At 49.0% G+C, this 23,463-nt stretch carries 17 protein-coding genes and 1 pseudogene; 7 read left to right on the top strand and 11 right to left on the bottom strand.

What is annotated here, in order from left to right:
• Positions 1-153 precede the first annotated feature (153 nt).
• The 7 genes from KJS57_RS03420 to KJS57_RS03390 all read right to left on the bottom strand — a co-directional run bounded on the left by KJS57_RS03420 (position 154) and on the right by KJS57_RS03390 (position 12,609).
• A complete protein-coding gene (locus tag KJS57_RS03420; RefSeq protein ID WP_213653802.1) occupies positions 154-4,980 on the bottom strand; it encodes a glycosyl hydrolase in 4,827 nt (1,608 codons plus the stop codon).
• 199 nt (positions 4,981-5,179) lie between these two features.
• Entirely contained in the window at positions 5,180-7,264 is a 2,085-nt protein-coding gene (locus tag KJS57_RS03415) for a methyl-accepting chemotaxis protein (protein ID WP_213653801.1), read from the bottom strand.
• Between the two features lie 48 nt (positions 7,265-7,312).
• Complete coding sequence (locus KJS57_RS03410; RefSeq protein WP_213653800.1) at positions 7,313-8,272, bottom strand: acetylxylan esterase; 960 nt, start codon at positions 8,270-8,272, stop codon at positions 7,313-7,315.
• An 88-nt stretch (positions 8,273-8,360) separates the two neighbouring features.
• On the bottom strand, positions 8,361-9,383 hold the full coding sequence (locus tag KJS57_RS03405; protein ID WP_213653799.1) for a glycoside hydrolase family 130 protein: 1,023 nt from the start codon (positions 9,381-9,383) through the stop codon (positions 8,361-8,363).
• Between the two features lie 35 nt (positions 9,384-9,418).
• Positions 9,419-10,252, bottom strand: coding sequence for a carbohydrate ABC transporter permease (locus KJS57_RS03400; RefSeq protein ID WP_213653798.1), 834 nt, complete (start codon positions 10,250-10,252; stop codon positions 9,419-9,421).
• A 2-nt stretch (positions 10,253-10,254) separates the two neighbouring features.
• A complete protein-coding gene (locus KJS57_RS03395) occupies positions 10,255-11,130 on the bottom strand; it encodes a carbohydrate ABC transporter permease (RefSeq protein WP_211019881.1) in 876 nt (291 codons plus the stop codon).
• Between the two features lie 126 nt (positions 11,131-11,256).
• Positions 11,257-12,609 (bottom strand): ABC transporter substrate-binding protein, encoded by a 1,353-nt coding sequence (locus KJS57_RS03390; RefSeq protein ID WP_244861384.1) that lies wholly within the window; start codon positions 12,607-12,609, stop codon positions 11,257-11,259.
• Between the two features lie 251 nt (positions 12,610-12,860).
• Between KJS57_RS03390 and KJS57_RS03385 the strand changes: the two genes are divergently transcribed.
• The 4 genes from KJS57_RS03385 (at position 12,861) to KJS57_RS03370 (ending at position 17,506) form a co-directional block, all read left to right on the top strand.
• Positions 12,861-13,901: a LacI family DNA-binding transcriptional regulator gene (locus KJS57_RS03385; protein WP_213654056.1), complete on the top strand. Its 1,041-nt coding sequence runs from the start codon at positions 12,861-12,863 to the stop codon at positions 13,899-13,901.
• 209 nt (positions 13,902-14,110) lie between these two features.
• Positions 14,111-15,070: a glycoside hydrolase family 113 gene (locus KJS57_RS03380; protein WP_213653797.1), complete on the top strand. Its 960-nt coding sequence runs from the start codon at positions 14,111-14,113 to the stop codon at positions 15,068-15,070.
• Positions 15,071-15,084: 14 nt separating this feature from the next.
• Positions 15,085-16,278 (top strand): AGE family epimerase/isomerase, encoded by a 1,194-nt coding sequence (locus KJS57_RS03375; protein WP_213653796.1) that lies wholly within the window; start codon positions 15,085-15,087, stop codon positions 16,276-16,278.
• A 55-nt stretch (positions 16,279-16,333) separates the two neighbouring features.
• Entirely contained in the window at positions 16,334-17,506 is a 1,173-nt protein-coding gene (locus KJS57_RS03370; protein WP_213653795.1) for a glycoside hydrolase family 130 protein, read from the top strand.
• A 90-nt stretch (positions 17,507-17,596) separates the two neighbouring features.
• On the opposite strand, the gene KJS57_RS03365 is transcribed toward KJS57_RS03370, so the two are convergent.
• The 4 genes from KJS57_RS03365 to gpr all read right to left on the bottom strand — a co-directional run bounded on the left by KJS57_RS03365 (position 17,597) and on the right by gpr (position 21,845).
• Complete coding sequence (locus KJS57_RS03365) at positions 17,597-18,661, bottom strand: LacI family DNA-binding transcriptional regulator (protein WP_244861383.1); 1,065 nt, start codon at positions 18,659-18,661, stop codon at positions 17,597-17,599.
• A gap of 102 nt (positions 18,662-18,763) precedes the next feature.
• Positions 18,764-19,303 (bottom strand): hypothetical protein, encoded by a 540-nt coding sequence (locus tag KJS57_RS03360; protein WP_213653794.1) that lies wholly within the window; start codon positions 19,301-19,303, stop codon positions 18,764-18,766.
• Between the two features lie 26 nt (positions 19,304-19,329).
• Positions 19,330-20,664, bottom strand: coding sequence for a stage II sporulation protein P (locus tag KJS57_RS03355; protein WP_213653793.1), 1,335 nt, complete (start codon positions 20,662-20,664; stop codon positions 19,330-19,332).
• A 164-nt stretch (positions 20,665-20,828) separates the two neighbouring features.
• Positions 20,829-21,845 (bottom strand): GPR endopeptidase, encoded by a 1,017-nt coding sequence (gene gpr / locus KJS57_RS03350; RefSeq protein WP_211019888.1) that lies wholly within the window; start codon positions 21,843-21,845, stop codon positions 20,829-20,831.
• 176 nt (positions 21,846-22,021) lie between these two features.
• Here gpr and rpsT point away from each other — a divergent pair, with 176 nt between their 5' ends.
• The 3 genes and pseudogenes from rpsT to KJS57_RS03335 all read left to right on the top strand — a co-directional run.
• Positions 22,022-22,294 (top strand): 30S ribosomal protein S20, encoded by a 273-nt coding sequence (gene rpsT, locus KJS57_RS03345; protein WP_211019889.1) that lies wholly within the window; start codon positions 22,022-22,024, stop codon positions 22,292-22,294.
• A 595-nt stretch (positions 22,295-22,889) separates the two neighbouring features.
• Positions 22,890-23,228: a helix-turn-helix domain-containing protein gene (locus KJS57_RS03340; protein WP_213653792.1), complete on the top strand. Its 339-nt coding sequence runs from the start codon at positions 22,890-22,892 to the stop codon at positions 23,226-23,228.
• A 38-nt stretch (positions 23,229-23,266) separates the two neighbouring features.
• A pseudogene (locus KJS57_RS03335) lies at positions 23,267-23,463 on the top strand (hypothetical protein); the annotation flags it as partial.

Below are 23,463 nucleotides of genomic sequence, written 5' to 3'. Positions count from 1 at the left end.
ATCTTATTGCTATTTGTGGAAACATTGCTTGATTCACAACATTATAGCATTGAAGCGCTGTATAGTTCTATCTCCGGTTTCAATCTAAATACAAGAGGAGCGGATCCTCCGATCTAACGGGGAATCCGCTCCTTTTGATCAAACTGTAAGTTATTAGTTCTTATGATATCCCTTTACTTCATCAATATATACGATTGCATCTCCTATGAAACCGTCCGGTGCAACAATTTGGACGCCTACAATATTGCCTGCCTTTAGATCTTCTTTAGTAAAAGGAGGAGCTGTGAGATCGTTTAGATATGGGTTCATGTTGGAAAAATCAATTCGCAATGTCGTGAAGCCTGCCCCGTCATCAGTAAAAGCGCCGGAATCGATCCAGATTCCTTCATTCCGTAGTTTGATGAAGAGTTTAGCTTGAACGCCTGGAATGTCGGAAACGATTTTCACCTTCGCTTCGATACCGTCGTAAGGACTAAAGTCTACGGCAGCTTTTCTGCCGACTGCCATAAATTCCCCATCTGCTTGCCAGTTCACTTCGTTCTTCAGAACATTCCAGTCCTGCCCGTCCTCCGTGTAAACCGCCTGAGTCACTGTGACATTGCCCGCTTCTTTCGCCCAGCCTTCCGCATCCTTGTCAAAACCGAAGAAAAGCTGCGGCTCGGCTTTATTCAAAGTAATATCCTTTAAATAAAGCACGGCATTTCCGCCGTCGTTTCCAATATCCTCGACCTTGATACCGATCATCTTGACATCTTTCAAATCTACCTTTTCGCCCGTTGCAACTTGAGGTAACGAAATCGTCAAGCTCGTGTAGCCGCTGGAATCGACAGCTGCTATACCGCTGTCAGACCAAGTCCATTCCGATCCGCTCTTCAGGAACAGACGGGCTTTGGCTGTGCCTTGGCTTAATTTCACTTGTGCGGTAATGCTGTCCAGACCCTTAAGGTTCAAACTGGATGTCGAATTGTATACTTCAAACTCTTCTTTAGATTTGCCATTCTCGAATTTACCCGTGTTTACCAAAGGAAATTCAACGCTCAGCGCCTTCTCGGAATCATCAAATTTTGGAGCTTGCGCTTTGGCTGAATTTTCGCCCAGGCTCCATCCATCGACATCCCCAGCGGACTCAAATTTGTATAACACGCCCGCCGGCAAACCTGGCGTTTCTTGTCCGTTATCAGGGATTTCCGGAAGTTTGCTGTCCTTCACCGCACGAATATCGTCAAAGTAAAGGATCCCGTTATGCGCGCCGTTATCCATGGAATTCACATAAATGTTGAAGGCGGTCACTTTTTTCAGGTTTTCCTTGGAGATCGGCCCGCCTGTATTCCAAGAAGGGCGTTTGAACTCGCCGAATGGAATGGTCAGTTCTTTCTTGCCGGAGGCATCCAGCTCGGGGTATGCCTCGTAATAATTGTTGCCCTCCATTTGAAGCTGGATAACCAGTTTGAGCGGTTTGCCTTCTTCTGCATAGGCTCCTGTATCTCCCGTTGCTATCCAAAGATGCAGCGCATTGCTATCCGACCAGTCTACGGTGCCCAGGTTTTTGCCCACACCCGTATATCCAGCCGATCCGATACCGTACTGCAGCTTCATTCCATAGTCGCCATTCAGCTTGTGAACCGAATCTAGACTAACGCTTACATCGTCTCCGCCCGCTTTCGGATACTTCGACGATACTGCATCATCGGATCCGCCATAGGCTTCGAAATCATCCACTAGATTCGTATCCTTAATCGGAGCCGTATAAGCACTGAACAGACCCAAATTGTCAACATAAATGGATTCGATGCCGTTTTGCTGCAACGAGCTTCCTACTAAAGAAACCGCCAATCCCGATGCTTTAGCAGCGGCCTCCGCATCATTTAATTCAATGACAGCATCATACTTGTAGTAAGCTTTGCCGGCAATCGTTACTTGAGCCAGTTCATTTAATGACTGCTTGGTGGCGTTGTATTTCTGACTCCAATTTTCCGGATACATCGCAACTGCGTGTATTGCTGCTCCAGTTCCATCCAGTGACACTGGAATGAGTGCAGACAGCTTCAAGCGCTTGACTTTAGCCAAATCAACATCCGACAAGGCCTTGTCAGTCAACTGCAGTTTCAACTCCTGCCAGGTGTCTTTAGCCTCCAGACCGGATACCAAGAATTCCAGCTTGCCATCTCCATCGACTAAACTATGACCAAGGCCCAGTGTTATTGTTTCAGGCCAAGATCCGTTGTTCTTAACCGCTTCAAGATCGTCAGCCTTATCAAACGTGTATTGCTTGATGGCAAGTTCCCGAACTTTTACGAATACCGAAACGGTTTGATCCAGGGTTGCTCCACCTGAAAGGTAGGCCCGGACTGTAATGTCTGCCGTTCCACCGTTTAACGCCCCATTAGGAAGCCATTCAGCAGAATAATAACCGTCGGCGTCCAGCTTCATTTCAATTTCCGTCCCGTTACTTCCGACACTGTAGGTTACTTTAGCCGGTACCGTGTTCAGTACTTTGGCACGAATGACCGAAGGCGCTTCGCTGATCGTTCCTATATTCGTAGGAGTCACGATATGCATAAACGGTTTTTCACTCGCAGCGATGACGGTACGGTTATAAATATTCGCTCCCTTAACATCTCTGGAGAAAGACGTGTAAGGATCGTTATAAAATTTGATGAAATCAGGCAACAGCTCATGGCTGCCTTTTCCCGGAACGTCCTTATACGGTACAAACAAATTGTTACCTTCGCCAAAATTGGCCCAAGTCAGCATATAGGATATTCTTTTGGCATCAGGATCGCTCTTGATAGCATCCGTGATTTTAGTAAACCAGCTCAGCTCGTTGTTTCCGGTCGTTTTCATCCCAGCGGCGCTGTAGCCGTATTCCGACAAGGTCGCAACCTTGCCGCGGCTGTCCGCCAGCTTCGAAATCATGGCCAGATCCTTCACAAGCCCGTTCAAAAACCCTTCGCTGCCTGCATTTTCCTTGTTGTCATACTGGTCCATGCCGAGAATATCGACAAACTCGTCTCCCGGATAGGTAGTCAAGTATTCATTCGGATTTCCGTTAAACGGTCCGTTCGGTGAATATACATACAGGAAGTTGCTTACATTCTTCACATCCCGTAAATACTCCACTGTGTAGCGGTACAATTCCACATATTCGCTCTTCGTCGTCGTGGCCGCTCCCCACCAGAACCAGCCGCCGTTTTGCTCATGGAACGGACGAAACAATACGGGAATCGGTTTGCCGTTATCGTCCTTCAACTGGTTGGCGAAAGCGGCGATCCGATCCAGATATTCGCGGAATTTGCCGTTTGCGTCGCCGCCCGGCAGAATTCGAGCTACAACGGATTGTGTAGCATCCGCGGTATTACTCGTATCATTGAAGGTGCCCCCCGTGACCGGATTGTACGGATGCGTGCTCAGCGTCACGATTCCGCCGAGCTCATATGCTTCCTTCATCGCTTTGGAAAGCGCGATGCGGCTCGCTTCGTAATCTCCGGATACGCCCGGAGGATTCTCAAGCCCATCCAGGCTAAGCGTGTCCCAACCGAATACTACCGGATAGTCTCCAACTGAATTGTTTACGTCCGATATGGTTCGGCCTTGATCGTCTTTCCCGGCAAAAGAAACCGTGGTATCGTGCTGATGCCCGAATAAAACGTTCTTACCGCGCGTTTCATTCAGGTACTCAAACAGCGATTTCGTCTCAGCCGTCGCCTGATCATCTACCAGATTCACGCCTTTTACTCCAGGCGTCCCCGGATCGGTCCCCGAACCGCCGCCGCTCCCTGAACCGGAACTCGAGCCGCCGTTGGCGGTACCACCCGGATTAGGCGTAGTACCTGATTGCGTGATTACCTGTAATTTCCCGCCTTGAAGAGCGTATTTCTTGTTCTTTTCAGCGGTCTGACCGTTAATCTCGACATTATCAGCCAATACCGTGATTTCACCGATGCTGCCTTGTCCTTCCAGCGTAGTACCGGCCGCTCCACTGCCGATTGTGATACTGGAGACTGCGGTACCGTTCCCCAATTCCAAAATAGCCGCAGTGTTAAAGTCAGCATGTCCCAATCGAGTCGTTCCCGACAGGACGATCCTTACCTTGCCGCCGATACGATTAGCGATCAGGTTCGTTATTTCCGAGTCGGCAATATGTATCGATTGGTCTCCGCCTCCCGATACAAACGCCGTCCCCTGTACTTTTACCTGATGCAGTTCGGCATCCCCGTTACCAATTCCAGGAGTCAGGTACAGATTTCCGGAGATGCTGCTGTCCTTCAAAATTACACCGGTCCGGTTAATCATGACATGGCCGGCAGCTTCTCCGCCCGTAACGGTTCCCGCACTATGATAAAACTTGCTCACCAGATGATCCAGCACGGTAACGAGCTCTGCCCGGGTCATAGGCTGGTTCGGGCGGAACGTGCCGTCCGGATAACCGGAGATGGCCCCGCTTAATGCCGAAACCGCTTTACGGGCATATTCGCTGATATCTTGTTCATCTTGGTAATTCGTCGGTTTAACAGCGCTTTCATTTGTTAGTGAGAACGCTTTCGAAATCAAGGTTACAGCATCCTGCCGGGTTACATTGGCAGTGGCCTTCGATAAGTTGCCGGGAAATCCTTCATAGTACCCTGCGGCTCCTGCAATCGCCATGGAATCGCTGTACCAGGCTTCCGCCGGAACATCCGCAAACGGCTTATCTGATTTCGCTGAGAAACCAAACATCCGGTTAATGATCGTGGCCAATTCGGCCCGGGTTACCTTTTCATTCGGATGAAACAACCCGTCCGGATAACCTTTGACTACCCCATAGCCCGTCCATTGATCGATGCTGGACTGCGCCCAATGCGCTCCACTCTGAACGGCAATGGTCTGAGCCTTCTCCACCGTCGTACCGGCGGCTTGAATGGAACCCATCGGCACCGCTAACTGCAGCGTCAAAACTGCTGCCAGGAGGGCGGCTGTTCCCCCTCTTCTAATTTTCTTCAAAAACCTCACCCCTTCAGTTCATAATGAGTGCAATAAAAAAATGAGCACTAACCTCCCTTCAGGTACTAATATTTTTGTCTACGTCATAAATATTAGCATCAAGAAGCAAATAAAACAATAAAGTTAGCGCTAATTGAATAATATAATTATTATATTTTGATAATATTTAGATAACAAACAACACAAAAGCCAATTTGAATTAAAACTTAAAAACCGACAATTTTTCTTTAAGCTTCGCCGAGGCCTGCTCCAGCTTTCCGGATAAAAGGACAAGCATTTCGCTGACATCCTGCTGCTCTCCGCTCAAAGAAGCCACTTCCTCGGAAGTCGCGGAGGATTGCTGCGCTACGGCGCTTACATTGCTCATCGATTCGGACAACACGGACTGGGAATCATACAACCGGCCGATCGAGTCCGTCACCGTGTCCAAGCGTTCGATAAACGCCCTCATCTCCTCTCGGACGGCAAAGAATATCTCATTCGTCTCTTGAACCGCATCCCTCTGCCTGCCGAATAACGGCGTCACTTCGGACAGAGCGGCAACCGTCTCATTCATTTCATGCATGATGCCGTCCGCAATCGTGGCGACCATTTCGATCGATTGCCTGGATTGCTCGGCCAATCCGCGGATTTCATCGGCCACGACCATAAATCCTTTGCCCGCCGCTCCTGCTCTCGCCGCTTCGATCGTCGCGTTCAGCGACAAAATATTCGTCTGTTTCGTAATGTTTTGCATGACATCCAATACCTGAAGCACCGAGGAGGTCGTCTCTTTCAGATCGTTTACCCTCTCCACCAAGGCTCCGGTCTTTTGTCCGGTCAAACCGGTCTGGATTTCCAGCTCCTCCAGTTGCCCGATCCCCCGTTCACTGGATTCTCCGACACTGACCGCCGAGTCCCCCATCTCCCGGTTTACTTCAATGAATTGCCGCATCTGCCCGGACATTTGCTCCGTCAGCTCGTTGCCGCGCTCCGCTTCCTGGGCCAGATTCGTTGCTCCGATGGCGATCTGTTCGGTAGCCGCTGCGATTTCTTTGGCCGAGACCGCCGTTTTGCGCGAAGCTTCGCCAAGCTCCCTGGCCGTGTCCAGTACTTCCAGCGCCGTCTGGCCGGTCTGATCGACTAGCCCCGTAATCTGTTCCATCATTTCATTAAACGAAAGGGACAATTCTCCGATTTCATCCTTGCTTCGGGAGCTCATCCGCACCGTTAAGTTACCTTTGGCGGCTTCACGCATTAACATCTTCATATTAATGAGCGGACCGGCGATCGTTCTGGCCATCCAAAAGCCAACGGCGACTGCGATCAATGCTACGATCAATGCGGATAAATAAGTGGTCATTAGGATTTTCTTGGCATCCTTAATCAGTTCATCGACAGGGATGACGCTGATCAACCGCCACTTCGCAGAACCTAGCGTACTGAATACGGTTAAGCTTTTGTTCCCGTCCTCATCCTTACCATGCAGGCTCCCGCGTTCCTGCTCCGGATCCACGTTACCCATAACGGCATCATGCCCCGCTTGCCCGGCCTCGGCCGAGGAAGCAATCAAATCCCGGTCCGCTGAAATAAGCTGAACCACCGACTTGTCGCCAAGACTTATTTTTTTCAATTCTTCAGTTAATACGGAGCTTTTAATGTCGGCTACGATGACATAGCTTGTCCCGACCGAACCCGGCAATGCCTTCGCCAAACGGAACAATGCTGAAGGTCCTTGCCCCTGCCCGCCTTCCTTTTCCGCCATCCAGACCGTTTTGTCCGTTGCCAGCGCCTGTTCGAACCACTCCGCCTGCTTGGCGCCCTCAAAGAAAGCATCATCCTTCATCCCGGACGTTACGCTTTGCATGACATCATTCTCAGGAATCAGATATACGCCCAATACTCCCGGGTTAGAAAACGCCCAGTTTCCGAGCGCCGAAGTTAGCTTCTGCTTGATGATGATTTGTTGTCTGGCTTCGGTACCGCTTAACGATCCTTGCCGTACCAGATCCTGTATTTCATTACTGAACATCGATTGCTGAAGCGAATCCTCGTATCGCTTCAGCACCAGCTCCAGCTTCTCCGCCGTCTGATTGACCGTTTGCTGGTTAGACAGCTCTGCGTTACGTTCAATCGTGTTTCTGGACATTTGATAAGAAACTATACCCAGGCTCAAAACGAAGACCAAAGTGGCTACGAAAAAAATAAAAAACAAACGTGCTCCTACCGACTTCGATGGATGAATTCCAATTTCGCGAAATCGGGTATAAGGACTTTTTGTATGATGCGGTTGATGGATCTTCATTCCAATTCCCCCTTTGAACCTGTTCCTCATGATAGGACCTGCTTTTTATTACATTTTCAATAATTCCTGCATAACTCGGTCGCCCAAATAAGGCAGGTACTCGTGACCATATTCATGGTATACGACGAGTTCCTTGTCCGATTGAATCTTGTTATAGGTTGCAAACTGCGTATAAGGCGGGCAAACCGTATCGGCCAAGCCTGTCACAAATACAACCCGGGCCCGGATCCGGTCCGCAAGGTTCTGAATATCGATATAGCCGAGCTTGTTGAAAACCTCATCCTGCCGCTGATGCAGCGGATCCATAAACCGGAAATAATAAGCGATTTCTTCGTAAGCGGATGACGTAATCTCCATTTCCCATGCTTTTTTATAATCCGTCAGGAAAGGGTATACCGGGATCGCCAGACTCACTCTCGGTTCCAAAGCAGCGCAAGCTACCGTAAGCGCTCCGCCTTGGGAACAGCCGTGCACCGCAATTTTCTCCTCATCGACCTGATCCATGGACATTAAAATCCGGACGGATTGCACCAAGTCGAGAAACACGTTACGGTAATACAATTTATCGGGATTTTCCTCATCGATGCCGCGGATGATATGCCCCTTCAACGTCGTGCCTTTTGTAATGAAATTGTCCTCGGACATCCCTCCCTGTCCCCGGCAATCCATCGCGATCACCGTAATGCCGTGGGCGGCGTAGGACGCTTTATCGGACCAGTCTCCGCTGCCCGTATGGTAACCGTGAAACAGAGCGAGCCCGGGTCCCTTTTCGGATTGGAGTTGTTTTGGCTTGGCAAATTTCGCATGCACTCTTGCACCGCCGACACCGGTAAAATACAGATGGTAGCACGCGGCAAGCGGCGTCTGGAAATCAGCCTCCACCAGTTCGTAATCGAGCGGTTGAGCGTCCAGTTCCTTCAACGCCCGATCCCAATAGGCATCAAAATCGTCCGGTTTCGGACTGATCCCGGTGTATTTCAGCAAATCTTCCACTTTATCGTTAGCCATGGTTGTCTCCTCCTAATAAGACAAAAACGGATAATTCCATAAGAGTTATCCGTTTTCGCTGACTATTATTACTTGATGTGATTAGTGATTACATAATTCCGATTTCGGAGTCGTCGCCTACTTCTTCATGCGTTGCTTTTACATAATCAACGATTTCCTGAACCGTGGTGTAGGCAACGCCTACATACGTATCCGCCGCCCCGTAGTAGATGGCGATTTTTCCGGTTTCCGCATCAGTTAAGGTCGCACAAGGGAAGATAACGTTAGGTACAAACCCGCGCTCTTCATACCATTCTTCCGGCGTAAGGACGTAAGTGCTGGAACGGTATTTGACTTTGGACGGTTCGTCCTTGTCAAGGATCACGGCGCCCATGCTGTATACGAGCCCGTTGCAGGTTCCGGTAACTCCGTGATAGAACATCAGCCAGCCTTCGGAAGTTTCGATCGGAGCGGGACCGCCGCCGATTTTAACTGATTGCCACCAGCCTTGTCCGCCTTTTGTCATAACATGCCGATGCTTGCCCCAATAGACGAAGTCCGGGCTTTCGCTCAGAAATACATCGCCGAATGGCGTATGTCCGCTGTCGCTCGGGCGGGAGAGCATCACGAAATTGCCGTTGATTTTTTTCGGGAAAAGCACGCCGTTCCGGTTGAATGGAAGGAATGGATTTTCCAGACGTACAAAGGATTTAAAGTCGGTCGTCTTCGCCACGCCGATGGATGCTCCGTAAAAATCTGTGCACCAAATGATATAGTAAGTATCTTCGACCTTCACCAGGCGGGGATCATAGGCATAGTTCGGTTGAAAAGGCTTGCCTGCCTCGTCTACGAAAGGAATGCGCTCCTCTTCAATTTTCCAGTCCAGCGCGTTATCGCTCCACCCCATATGCAAATGAGGGCGGCCATTGATCGTTTCGGCGCGGAATACACCGACAAATTTTCCTTCATACGGAACTACGGCACTGTTAAAAATACGGGCGATGCCTTTGGCCGGATTTCTTTTTACGACCGGATTTTCGCTATGTCTCCAGACAGGTCCTACTGCACCTTCCGGTTTGTCTTGCCAAGGGATATTCGGCAGGTTCTCTCCAATAATGTTGACTGTAGTCATGATGCAATCTCCTTCCATAATGAAAAAATGTTTTTTTATTTAACCGAGCCTTGCGCAAATCCGTTATAAATATATTTTTGAAGGGCCAAGAATACGATAAGAATCGGAAGAATCGTAATCATAATGCCGGCGCAAATGACTTCCCACTGGGAGCCGTATGGGCCTTTAAATTTAAACAATGCGGTCGAAAGAACCTGAAGGTCCTCACTCGGCATATAAAGGAAAGGCGTATAGAAATCGTTATAAATATTTACGCCTTTAACGATGATTACCGTAACGATGGCCGGAGCCAGAAGCGGCAGGATAATCCGCCAGTAGATCGTAAAATAGGACGCTCCGTCCAGCATGGCCGATTCATCCAGCGATTCCGAGATGGAATCCAAAAATTGAATGAAAATGTAAACGGCGATGATATCGGTCCCGAGATACAACAAGATTGGAGCAAACCGGGTATCCACCAAATGAAAGAAGTTGATGATCCGGAATGTCGCGACCTGTGTAGTTACACTTGGAATCAAGGTAGCCAACAGAAATGCGCCCATCAGAAGCTTGTTACCCCGGAATTTGAAACGATTCAGTACGTACGCGATCATGGACCCGATGAGCGTGGCCCCGATGATCGAAATAACAACGATAATGACCGTGTTTCCGAAACCGAGCAGCATTTTCCCGTTGATAAACGCTTTGGAATAGTTAGCGAAATTAAGCCAGTTATCCGGAGGCGTCAATGGACTGGTTTCGCCGTATTCCTTATTCGTCTTAAAGGAGGCAAACAGAACTACAGCGATCGGAATCAGAGCAGCAAACGCGCCAAGGAGCAAGCTTGCGTACTTTACAATGCTCGCCGCCGTATACTTAAGTCTGTACATGTTTACTTCTCCTCCTTAATCAACAAGCGCTGCAGTAAAGTCACGATGATGACGATAAACAACAGAACGACAGCCATGGCCGAAGCAAGGCCCAGCTTGTTGTATTTGAACGCTGTGGTTACGGTCTGGATAACGAACGTATTACTTCCGTTCGATCCGCCAGTCATAATATATGGAATGTCGAAGGCGCTGATGGCTCCGCTAATAGCCAAAATCAGATTTAACTGCACAATACTCTTGATGCTCGGCAGAATAATGTGCCGGAATTGATGCCAGCGGTTGGCACCGTCAATTTCTGCGGCTTCATACACGTCTTTGCCGATCGAGGAGATCGCGCCCAGAAAAATAATAAAGTTGAAGCCCATGTATCTCCAGAGAGATGCTCCTGCAAGCGAGATATTAATGATCTTCGGATTCAGCAGCCAGCCTTGTGTGTAAGCACCCAAGCCTATGGACTGCATCAAAGTATCAAGCGTACCGTCCGGTCTGAAGAAGAACAGGAAAATAAAACCGATGGCCACCCCGTTCAGCAGGTAAGGGAAGAACAGGACGCCTTTAAAGAAATTCTTGAAGCGAACATTGAAGCTAAGTATCGTTGCGAAATATAAGGCCAGGGCCATCTGTACAAAGGAGCCCGCGAAATAGTACAAACTGACTTTAAATACGGTAAAATATTTAGAATCCGTAAAAATCGTTTTGTAGTTTTCCAAACCTACATAATCATAGCTTTTGCTGTAACCGTTCCAATCGGTAAAGCTGTACTTGAACATATTAAATACGGGCAAATATGCGAAAGTAAACAATAACACGACCGGAATTAGCGAGAAGGCGACAATGATGACCTTCCGCTGTGTTTTGTAGCTTAAATTTTTGAACACCACTCACACCTCCAATAATCTTACTGCATATGGTCTCTGTCTCTACAAGTCAAATATAAGGGAAACGCACCTAGCGCGCGTTTCCCATTTTTTTTATTTCCGGGTGTCAAATGCTTGGTCGGTCTGTTATTCTTTCGTTACTTTCGCGCGGGATTTCACCCATGCGTCATTCAGATCCTTCATGATGTCATCATAGGATTCGTTCAAGTTGCCGATGGCTGCTTCGATAATGCGTTTCTTGAATTCCGGCTGCCAAAGACCAATTTCGGCATCCTTGTCAATTTTGTCGACCAGGCCTTCTTGACCAGGCTGGGAAGGAGTTTGAAGTTCGAATTTCACGTCAGATCCTTCAAATTGTTTCAAGGTTGCAGGAAGCGGAGCGCCAACAACCGGGCTCATACCGCCGGCTTGTTCTGTAGGATAGTTGGACTCGTTAATGAACCAGTCGATCCAAGCACGTGCCGCATCTTTGTTTTTGCTGTGTTTGTTAATACCGACTGTGTAATCGTCAGCAAGCGGCATGATTACTTCGCTTGCATTTGTAGGGAATGGCATATAAGCGATGTCGTCCGGATTTGCGGCCAAGCCTTGAACTTGTCCGATCGCCCAGGAACCGAGTACCATGGCACCGATTTTGCCGTTCGCCATATCAGCTTTCGAAGCTTCCCAGTTTGTTGTTGTTGGGTCTTTTTCGATCAAACCTTCTTTTGCAGCGTCATACATTACTTTATAAAGTTCGTAGTGTGGCTTGCCGGCTACAAAGTTATCGTCCGTGTTCGGCTGTTCCACGTTTACATAATCCACGCTGCCTGCTACTGTGGTCAGTACGGCTTCCCACTGGGTCAAAGGCCAGCTGTCAGCATAGTTCGTGTACAAAGGAATCGCATCGCCTTTATCCTTAATAGCTTTCAAAGCGTTCAAGAATTCTTCAGGTGTTTTAGGCGCTGTTGTAATGCCTGCATCCGCAAACACTTTTTTGTTGTACAGAATGCCTGAGAAGTTCACGGCAGTCGGAATCCCGTAAACTTTACCGTCCACAGTTCTTTCTTCCAAACCGATATACTGTTTGCTCAGTTCGGACAATTCGCCAAGCGGCTCATAAAAATCAGGAGAATCCTTAAGCGGAATGCTTGTCGGCAAGAGCAGTACATCGCCGTAATCATCGGAGTTCATACGAACCGTGATTTGACCTTCGTAATCGGACAAAGCTTGGAAGTTGACTTTAACGTCAGGATATTTTTTGTTGAATTCTGCAGCGTAGTCTTTGAACACCGTATCTACGATATCTGTTCTCTGAGTGAGCACGGTAATTTCTCCGGCGATTTTCTTCTCTGTTTGTTCCGACGAAGAATTGTTCGCCCCCGTGTTGTTTGCAGGCGTGTTGTTTTCCGCCGCGTTATTGCTCTTTCCACATCCTGCCAGCATTGAGAGTACGAGTACCAATGCCATGAAACCAAATAGTGCTTTGTTTTTCTTCACTTCATTAACCCCTTTCAACTTAACTATTTAAGTTATCGATAAACTACTTTTTTATTCTATCTTGAATACGCTTTCCCGTCAATTACGAAATTAATATTAGTTAATTAATTAGTTTATGTGTTAAGTTAATTGTAGCTTAAATAGAAACATCGGAGTCTGTCTCTTTATCTTTATTAACGATAAATGTATACTGATTTTATATTAGTTAAGCTGATTCCGGATAAAGTTTAACAGGACGGTGAATGAAGTTAATGAAAAGTAATATTACGATGAAAGATATCGCTAATAAATTAGGGGTCAGTAGCGTAACGGTATCAAAAGCGCTAAACGATAAAGAAGGAGTCAGCGACAGCCTGAAGGTTACGATCAAAAAAGTCGCCGGTGAGATGGGTTACCGTTTTAATTCGGCGGCCAAATCCATTAAGGATGGACTTTCCTATAATATAGGGGTCATGATCCCGCAACGTTTTACGGGCATGAACGATTCTTTTTACCTCCGGGTTTATCAGGAAATTGCTATTCATCTGGATCATTACGGCTACTTTGGCATCCTGAATATACTAAGCAGCGAAGACGAGGAACAGTTGAACTTTCCGCGGGTTTACAGTGAGAACAAGGTCGACGGGATTATTATTTTGGGCCAAATCAGCAAAAAGTATATCGAAACGGTTCAAAATATGGACCTGCCCAAGCTGTTTCTGGATTTCTATGACGAGCATGCGGCGATCGATTCGATCGTCACGGACAATTTTTATGGAGCCTATGAATTGACCAACTATTTGATCCAGAGTGGACACCGTGACATTGCTTATGTAGGCAACATATACTCTACAAGCAGTATCCAGGACCGTTTTCTCGGTTACTACAAATCTTTGCTTGAGCATGGTTTAGCTTTTGAAGACCGGCTGTTGCTAAATGATCGCGACGAGCGCGGCTATTATATCGATATCGAACTTCCGGAGAAAATGCCGACCGCCTTCGTCTGCAACTGCGACCAGGTAGCATACAACTTATGTGAGTTTTTAAACGCTTCGGGATATAAGGTGCCTGAAGATTGCTCCGTAGTCGGCTTCGATAATGATCTCTATGCTACGCTTACCTCCCCTCCGCTCACTACGGTGGAAGTGGATATCGAGCAGATGGCGCGGACGGCCGTCAAATCGATTATGGACAAAGTGTCCAACCCGAACCGCCGGAACGGCCGGGTTCTCGTACAAGGCAAAATTATTTATCGGGATTCCGTTCGTACGTTAGAAGCTGACCAAGTAAAAATAAATAACAAACACAAATAAAATTCCAAATCATAGACCTATCGCAAAAACCGCCGGTTATATCGGCGGTTTTTGTTATGTTCGGGTTCGTAAGATCCAATCACTCAAAAATTAAAGTGTTGAAATCATCGGGTGTTAGACTTATATTAAACATAAGGTAGCTAATTTGTTATATAAAATTATAACAAACAATAACAAACATCATGATCACAGCTAAGCGAGGTGTTGAAATGAAGCAGCTAGATGAATATGTAGCTGGTATGACTTGGGGTTTCATGGGCGTCCGGGGCAGTTGGGCTAACGACGAGGCTTCCGCATCCATGGAAACGATGGCGAGGAATACCGGCGTCAACTGGACAGCCATCGCTTTCTCCGCTCTCCAGGATACGGCGTTTTCAACAGAAATTCCGTACTGGAACGAGCCTACCGTAACCGATGATGAAGTTAAATGGGCCATTCAAAAGGCCAAGTCCCTTGGGCTTAAGGTTTGCCTGAAGCCCATCGTCAATTGTGCCGACGGCACTTGGCGGGCGCATATCAACTTCTTTGATAAAGACGTGCCTTGCGAACCGAAATGGTCCGACTGGTTCGCCTCCTACCGCGATTATATTCTCCATTTTGCGCAAATCGCCGAAGAGACCGGTTGCGAGATGTTCTGCATCGGTTGTGAAATGGTGCAAACCGACCGGCGAGAGGCCGAATGGCGCCACCTCATCTCGGAAGTAAGAAAGGTATACAGCGGTCTTGTTACCTATAACTGCGACAAATATCAGGAGGATAACGTCGGCTGGTGGGATGATCTCGATCTGATCAGCTCCAGCGGCTATTATCCGATCGATGACTGGGACCGGCAGCTGGATCGGATTGAAAGCGTTGTACGGAAATACGACAAGCCGTTTTTCTTTATGGAAGCAGGCTGTCCGAGCCGCACCGGATCTTCCGCGATCCCGAATGACTGGACCCTTCAAGGGGCGACCAATCACGCCGAACAAGCAGATTTTTACCGCACGATGTTTCAGAGGAGCGGTGAACGTGACTGGGTACGCGGCTTTATGCTCTGGGATTGGCCGGCAAAACTGTATGAGAAGAGCGAGGCGGCCGATGATGACGGTTACTGCATTTACGGAAAAGAAGCCGAGGCGGTAATATTCGAGGCCTACGCAGCCAGAAACGGCATGAAAACTAAATAGGAGGTTGTTCCTGCGTGAACAAACAACAGTGGAAAGAAGAGCTGCAGCAAGAATTAAATGATAACATTCTAAAATTCTGGATCGACAACAGTATCGATTCCGAGCATGGCGGCTTTATTGGAGAAATCGATCAGCAGCTTCAGGTGGACAGCAAAGCGGATAAAGGGCTCGTACTGAACTCCCGTATTCTATGGACGTTCGCCTCCGCTCACCGGTTGCATCCTTCTCCGAAATATCTGGAGATGGCGGAACGCGCCTACGATTATTTGCTGAATCATTTCCTGGACCGGGAGCATGGCGGTTTGTTCTGGATGGTGGACTATCTGGGACGTCCATCTCAGGATAAAAAACAGGTGTACGGCCAGGCCTTCATGATTTACGCCTTAGCGGAATATTATCGTGCAGCCGGAAATCAGGAAGCATTGGATCTTGCGATCGAGCTTTATCATCTGCTGGAGAAATACAGCTATGATCCGATCCATAAAGGCTATGTTGAAGCGTTGTCCCGGACCTGGGAGCAGACCGGCAACCTCAGCCTGAGCGACAAGGATTTGAATGAGAAAAAATCCATGAACACTCACCTTCATGTGCTGGAAGCCTACACTAATTTATACCGGGTATGGAAGTCGCCTGAGCTCAAACATAGCTTGAACGAGCTCATCGAAGTGACTTTGGACCATATTATCGATTCCGAAAGCTCTCATTTCCTGCTGTTCTTTGATGAGGCATGGGATGTAAAAAGCCATCATATTTCCTACGGCCACGATATTGAAGGCAGCTGGTTACTCGTGGAAGCCGCCGAAGTGCTTGACGATCCGGGTGTGCTTAAGCGCGTTATTCAGACAGCCATTGCAATGGCTGAAGCCGTGCATGCCGAAGGTATCGATAGAGACGGCGGCATATGGAATGAGGCCGATCCAAGCGGCCTAACCGACACGAACAAAGACTGGTGGCCGCAAGCGGAAGCCATGGTCGGATTCTATAATGCCTACCAAATGACGCGTGACGAAAAGTTTGAGGAAGCAGCCGTAAATTCCTGGAAGTTCATTCAAAACTATATCGTCGATCGCAACGGCGGCGAATGGTACTGGGGCGTTGACCAATCCGGCACCCCATTGCCGAACGAGCCGAAAGTCAGCCCTTGGAAATGTCCTTATCATAACGGCCGGGCTTGCCTGGAGATGCTTGAAAGACTTGACCGTCAATAAGAATTCAGCAAGTCAGTACAAAACCAATTAATTCATTATCCTTAGGAGGCAAAACATGAGCTTATTTGAAGAAAGAAAGAACCTGTTGACCGAACGTTACGAATCCTTGATCACCCGCCGCAATGAAGTCGTTTCGGGCGGCAATGGCATTTATGACCGTTACAAGCACCCTATTCTGACAGCAGAACATGCTCCGCTGATCTGGAAATACGACTTCAATCCGGAAACCAATCCATATTTCATGGAGCGCATCGGAGTCAACGGCGTATTTAATCCGGGAGCCATTCAATTAAACGGAAAGTTTTATCTTGTCGCGCGTGTGGAAGGCGTAGACCGCAAATCGTTTTTTGCGATCGCCGAGAGCGACAACGGCGTAGACGGCTTCCGCTTCTGGGACAAACCCGTCGTGTTGCCTGAAACGGACGTACCTGATACGAACGTTTATGATATGCGGCTGGTTCAGCATGAAGACGGCTGGATCTATGGCTTGTTCTGCACGGAGCGCAAAGATCCGGACGCCCCTCGCGGCGACCTCTCCAGCGCAGTTGCCCAATGCGGCATCGCCCGGACTAAAGATCTGATCACTTGGGAGCGCCTGGCCGACCTGAAAACCGCTTCCCCGCAGCAGCGTAACGTCGTGCTTCATCCGGAGTTTGTGGATGGCAAATACGCCTTCTATACCCGTCCGCAGGACGGATTCATCGATACGGGTTCCGGCGGCGGCATCGGCTGGGGTCTGTCCGATACGATCGAAAACGCCGTGATCGAGAAGGAAATCATCATTGATGAGCGCTTCTACCATACGATCAAGGAAGTCAAGAACGGTCAAGGCCCGGCACCGATCAAAACCGAACGCGGCTGGCTGCATATCGCCCATGGGGTTCGCAACACTGCGGCCGGGCTCAGATATGTCTTGTACGCCTTCCTCTCCGATCTTGAGAAGCCTTACGAAGTTACGCATCGTCCGGGCGGACACCTCATCGCTCCTGAAGGCGAAGAACGTGTCGGCGACGTATCGAACGTAGTCTTCTGCAACGGCATCATCGCTACGGATAACGGCGAAGTGTATATTTATTACGCTTCCTCCGATACGCGTATTCATGTGGCTGCCACAACTGTAGACCGCCTGTTGGACTACGTGGTGAACACACCGGAAGATGCTATGCGTTCCTTCGCTTGCGTGGAACAACGCATCGGGCTGGTTGAACGTAATTTGTCCCTGAAGTAAACATTATTTATAAAACAAGGGCCGATCCACGCAGTTATCTGCGGGACCGGCCCTTATTGCTTGTTTCGAATCTACAGGTTATTCTCCCTCTTATTGCTCCGCCGAAGGAGCCGCACTGGAATCACGGTGAACCAGCTCAGCGGCTACCAGCACCTTCTCGTATACTTGTTCCGGATGCTCGATTCGTTCGATCAGCTTACGGACAGCCCTGCGCCCCATCGCTTCTTTAGGCACATGTACCGTTGTGATCGGCGGTTCGTTGCGGTAAGCGTCATCGATATTATCGAAGCCCGTGATCGTGATCTGGCCGGGCACGTCGATTCCGACCTTTTTCAGAGCTTGTCCCACACGAATCGCAATCGAATCATTGGCGCAGACCAAGGCGGTCGGTAACTGGCGCGATTTCTGCCGGGCCATAATCCACTCTTCGAAATCAGGCACAAATTCACCTGTATCCACGCCGCGAAGCCGCAGCATCGGATCACTGATCTCCGGCGTCTCCAAATCATTCTCTTCCAGCGCTTCCCGGAATCCGGACCAACGGTCGCGGAAGCTGCGTGAAAATTGAATGTTTCCTAAAAAGTGAAGCCGAGTATGTCCAAGGCCCATCAAATGATTGCACAAACGGAAAATGCTGTCCCCGTTGTTTGCGAATACCGTGTCCGTCGGAATAAGGGCGTCCTCATGATCCACCAGGACCATGGGAATCCCGAGCCGGTGCACTTCAAGCAAAAGCGAAGAATCGATTTGCCCTACTCCGATCATTCCCAGAATTCCATCCGGATTCAACACATGGATAAAATGGTCTACCCGGGATTCCGAGACGATGACCATGCCAAGGCTGCGGGCCTCCAACTCCTCCGAAATCCCCTCCAGTATTTTGCCCCAATACAGCGAATCCTTCGTCTGAAAACGGATATTCGGCATCAATACGATGACCGATTGCTTCCCTGTAAAGGAAGTAGACTGCTGAGAAATGGGTTGGTTTTTCATATAAGCATTTTTTTGAGCAAAATAACCTAGTTGTGAGGCCGCTTGGATTACCCGGTTCTTCGTGGTCTCATTCACCCCGCCCTTGCCTGATAGCGCCTTGGACACGACAAACTTGGACACTCCCAGGTGGTCGGCGATTTGCTGCATCGTAATTTTCTTCAACTGACAATACCCCCGCAAACAATAACTGTTTGTTCAATGTGCTCATTCCATTATAACAAAGTCAGCTGCGGTGATACATTGGAATTTGGACGGTTCGTAAAATTATTCCGTAGAAGGCCCGAACCAGGAAGCAAACCAGTGAATCCCCTTGCGGGATACCTGTTGAAGCAGGTTTGCGGTCTTGTCCGCAAAGCGGTCTACCGCGGGAGGAGCCGGTTGAGGAAGCAGTAAATCACCAGGCGTCAGGGCCGCTCCGCCGTTAGCCCCATCAACGTATTGCCTGCCGTCGGCGGCGTATTGCCCGTTATTTGGGTTACCGTAGTTATAGCCGTTATTATAATCATTGCTATATCCGTTATTGTACCCCGTTCCATACCCTCCGGCGTTGGCATTACCGTTGGCATACCCGGGAGCCATGTTCTGATTCCCCGCCTGTCCGGCCGGTGTTCCATTGTAAGCCCCGGCCGAGCCGACCTGGACACCGTTATATGGAGATCCATTGGACCAGGCATTGGTTGGCCATGCTCCGTTTTGCGCGAGACCGGATTGACCCGCCCCCGAATCCGAGAGCTGCATCCCCAAAGTGACGCCGGCCACGAGCAGAATCCCGTACAGCATGCCCTTCCTCAACGTTTTCGCCATGAAGTCCGCTCCTCCCCCTGAAATGGTTACGAGTTTTTATGGTTGGAACCGGCGGCCGTCTTCGCCGCCGCCTTTTCCTTTACCTGTTCCTGCGAGCCGCTCTTGGTCAAAGAACCCGCCTTCTCCGCATCCTGGCTTTCCCAATAAAGATCCGCTATGATGCCGGCCAGCACCTTGGAGGTCCGCTGGAGCTCTTCCTCCGTATTATCGATTCCGCCGATTTCAATTAAGATACTTTGCGGGGATAAGGACTGATTGTATTCCCCATTACCCTGGGAGCTGGTTTTGCCCCATATGCCGCGGGAAATGCCCGGATGGGACTTCTCCAGCCGTTCATGAATCGAACTTGCGAAGGCTTCATTTTTCCGCCAGTTTTCATTCGCGTGACCGATAATAAAGTAGACTTGGGCGTAAGTCTCTCCGCCAATCTCCGTTGTAGTCTTCTCGTGACGCTGCGAATCTCTGTGAATATCGATAAAATATTGCAGCTGCCCGTTCTGAGCCATGGCAGTCTTTACGGTCTCTCTAGAATATTTATATGAATAATTGTAATTGTAATTACTTACGGTAGACGCATAATTCTGAAAAGAGTGCAGCGTCGCTACCCCTTTATGTTCCAGGGCATTAGCAAGGAATTCGCCGACGAGGCCAACGTTCTTCTTCTCCTCCGGGGAACTCGGATTATCTCCGGTCGTCCCGAGGAGCGGATTATATGATTCCTGCGGATGGGAATGATAGATCATGACTATATTTTTGTTTCCCGGCTTAATAGCAGGATCCTCCTCCGTCTGATCTTGTCCTCCGGCTTTGGGGTCTGTCGTGCCCTTATCGGGTGGAATCTGTCCCGCAGGATCCTCATCCGGCGGCTGGTTCCCCGCATCCGGTTCTGGATGATCGGGTGCTGAGCCTGCGGCTCCAGTCCCCGGACGGTAATCCTCCGGCGCTTGCACCGTCGTATTGCCCGAACCGGTCCGCAGCAGAATGGGACTGTCCGCGCCGAGGCCCGGTACTTCGCGGGCGACCAGGCTCTTCGGATCGGCCGGATTCACGTCGGTCAGCAATTGAAATACGAACTGGGACATCTGTTTGCCTGAAAAGGCGGGCGTTTGTTTCTCACTGACCGAATGCGGCAGCTCCATGCCGACCATTTCGATAAAAAACCGGCTCGACAGGGAAGCAGCCAACCCTTTCATGGAAGAAACCGGCGAGGTGTTCAAGTTTTTCTCGGCAATCCCTAAAGTGCCGAGCAGAATAAAAAATACGACCGACAATACCGACATCAGCAGAAAAGTTTGTCCCATCGCCAGCACGTTCATAAAGTTCCGCTTTATTTTTCCGATGTTCCACGCTCTGAATTTCATTTCGTCATGTCCTCCTCCAGCCGCTAAACCTTAGGCTTGAATCTCTTTACTCCAAATCTATGAACCTAGCGGAAAGTTTAGAACATCGGATTCTCACAAAAAAAAGAAGTCCGCTAGATTGCGAACTTCCTGAGAGGGAGGAGACCCATTTTGTTAATGAGATGTTAATGAGTATAGGTAGCGACGTTATCGGGGTTGACGGCATCATGCAGCGCCAAATTCAGCCCGCTCGCGATGACATTCGCAATGTCTTCGATAAATTCATCGATCTCCTTGGGGGTTACGATCAAATCATGGCCGAGCGGTTGAAGAACCTCTTTGACGAGCCCTAGGCGTTCGCCTTCGGTAAGCTCGGTGAGCAGCCCGAGAATCTGCTTCGTTTGCGGTTGCTGTCCGGCGCCGCTCTCCTGATCGAAATGAGTCTTCATCAAATCAAAAACATTATTCACAATCGTGGACGCGTAGCAGACCGTCGGCACACCAATCGCAATGCACGGAACGCCCAAAATTTCTTTGGTCAGCCCGCGGCGTTTGTTTCCGATCCCCGAACCCGGATGGATGCCGATATCGGCAATCTGAATCGTCGTATTCACCCGCTCCAGGTTTCTTGCCGCCAAGGCATCAATCGCTATAATGAGGTCGGGTTTGGTCCGGTCGACAATCCCCTGGACCACTTCGCTCGACTCGATTCCCGTAATCCCGAGCACTCCCGGCGCAATCGCGCTTACCTCCCGGTATCCCGGGGATACTTGATCCGGAGTCAATTCGAAGAAATGGCGGGTCACCAGCACATTCTCGACTACGAGAGGACCGAGCGCGTCCGGGGTCACATTCCAGTTGCCGAGACCGACGATCAACACTTTTGCCCCTTCGCTGATGCCGATTTTGGGAAGGAACACGCTGAACTCTTTAGCAAAAGTAGCCGCTACCTTTTCCTGAAGATCGCTGTCCTGGGTACGCAATCCGGGAACCTCGATGGTGATGTAGTGTCCGACCATTTTACCGATCTGTCTGGACGCCGCTTCATTCGTTACATCCAGACGGGTAACCTTGATGCCTTCGTTCTCGTCAATCTGTTCGTTCAACCCGGGTACCGGCCCGCCGTAAGCGGTCTCCGCCATCTCTTTCGATTCTACGGCCAGGTCGGTCCGGACGGAATAGTCCCGCAAATCCAAATTCATGTCATAATGACCTCCTTTTCCTCGGTTGCCTTTAGTTTGCGGGAGAGGCGAAACTATTATGCACTCCCACTGATCTTAGTTTCGAGGAACTCATTGCATTTTGGCGGGGGTCATGATAAAATATTTTAAGTTGTGAATCATCTGGGATGATATATGCTTTACAGGAGGTGAATGCAATGCCAAACATTAAATCCGCTATCAAACGTGTAAAAACAAACGACAAGCGCCGCGCTCTGAACGCTTCGCAAAAGTCCGCTTTGCGTACGGTTGTTAAATCTGCCGACACCGCTCTTGCGAACAACGAAGTGGAAGTAGCTAAAGCCGCTTTCGCCGCTGCTACCAAAAAGTTGGACAAAGCTGTTACTAAAGGTTTGATCCACAAGAATGCAGCAGCCCGTAAGAAATCCCGCTTGGCTAAAAAATTGAACGCCCTTACGTCCCAAGCGTAAGCGTCGCTATTTATAAACTTAAGCTCAAAGAGACCTGAACGATTTCGTTCAGGTCTTTTTGATGTTATTTACAAAACACACGTTCAGCATCGGATTATAATTGCGCATGATCGGCTGGCGAAGTGGATGGAAGGAGCGGCTGACATAGGGAACGGAGGGAACGGAGGGAGCGGAGGGAGTGACCGGAGCTACCGAACCTTGGTGTAGCAAATCAATGATGCGATGATGCCCAGCATTGTCAATAGAGCTTAAGTTCCCCACTCGCGGCGGCTGCTTAGGGATTATAAGCTTCGCGTGTTTTAAAGGTCGCTGAGTACGACGTTGCTGGGTAGGTGAGTTCGGTGAGTTTGGTGAGCTAATTAGTTGCTATTTAGTTACTTCATTAGTTACGGTGACTCGGTATGATTCACTCTAGTAATTCGGTTTTCAATAGCTCCCCCAAAAATAACTGTATTATGTACAGTTAAATTTCTGCATTTAAGTTAGTTTTGTAATTTAGCTGTATTTCCTACAGTTAATCTATAAAGCCCCCTAATCACCTTGGACACTTTCAGGCTAAACGATATACAATAAAAATTAGCTGGAGGTAGTTCGAATGAGAGTTCAGCACAGTAAGTTCGATGAGCTGCGAATACAGGTCGTCGAGGAAGCACTGGACCGGGGGAATGTGGCACTAACCGCTCGAAAACATGGTATCTCCCCCTACTCTTTATACAAATGGGTAAAACAATACCGAGATGAGGTGGAGATAACGATGGGTAAGAAGAAAGACCTGAATAACCTTAATCCACAGACTGCCCAGGAATGGGAACAGAAATATGAGCAGGCAGCTAAACTTCTTGGTGAGAAAGAACTTGAGATAGCGATCCTGCGAGAACTTGTAAAAAAAAAGTATCCACACATCCAATTCAAGTGGCCCGAAAATGGATCCTGAAAGGCTACAAGGTGCGTCCCGTGCTTAGGATCTGTGGTGTGCCGCATTCTACTTACTACTATTCTCTCAAGCATACGAGCCCTAAACAAGCACCTAAAGGTGGCCGTCCTGTATCGGGATATTCCTATACTTTTGAAGGGAAGAAAGTGACAGATACACGAATCAAACGCCTGATTATAAAGCTGTTGGAAGGCGAGGAACACACCTACGGATACCGAAAGCTGACCATCGCCTT

The sequence above is a fragment of the Paenibacillus vini genome, from assembly GCF_018403325.1.
Lineage (GTDB): Bacteria > Bacillota > Bacilli > Paenibacillales > Paenibacillaceae > Fontibacillus > Fontibacillus vini.
The sequence above is the reverse complement of the archived record's forward strand: the minus strand, read 5'-3'. Positions and strand labels throughout refer to the sequence as shown.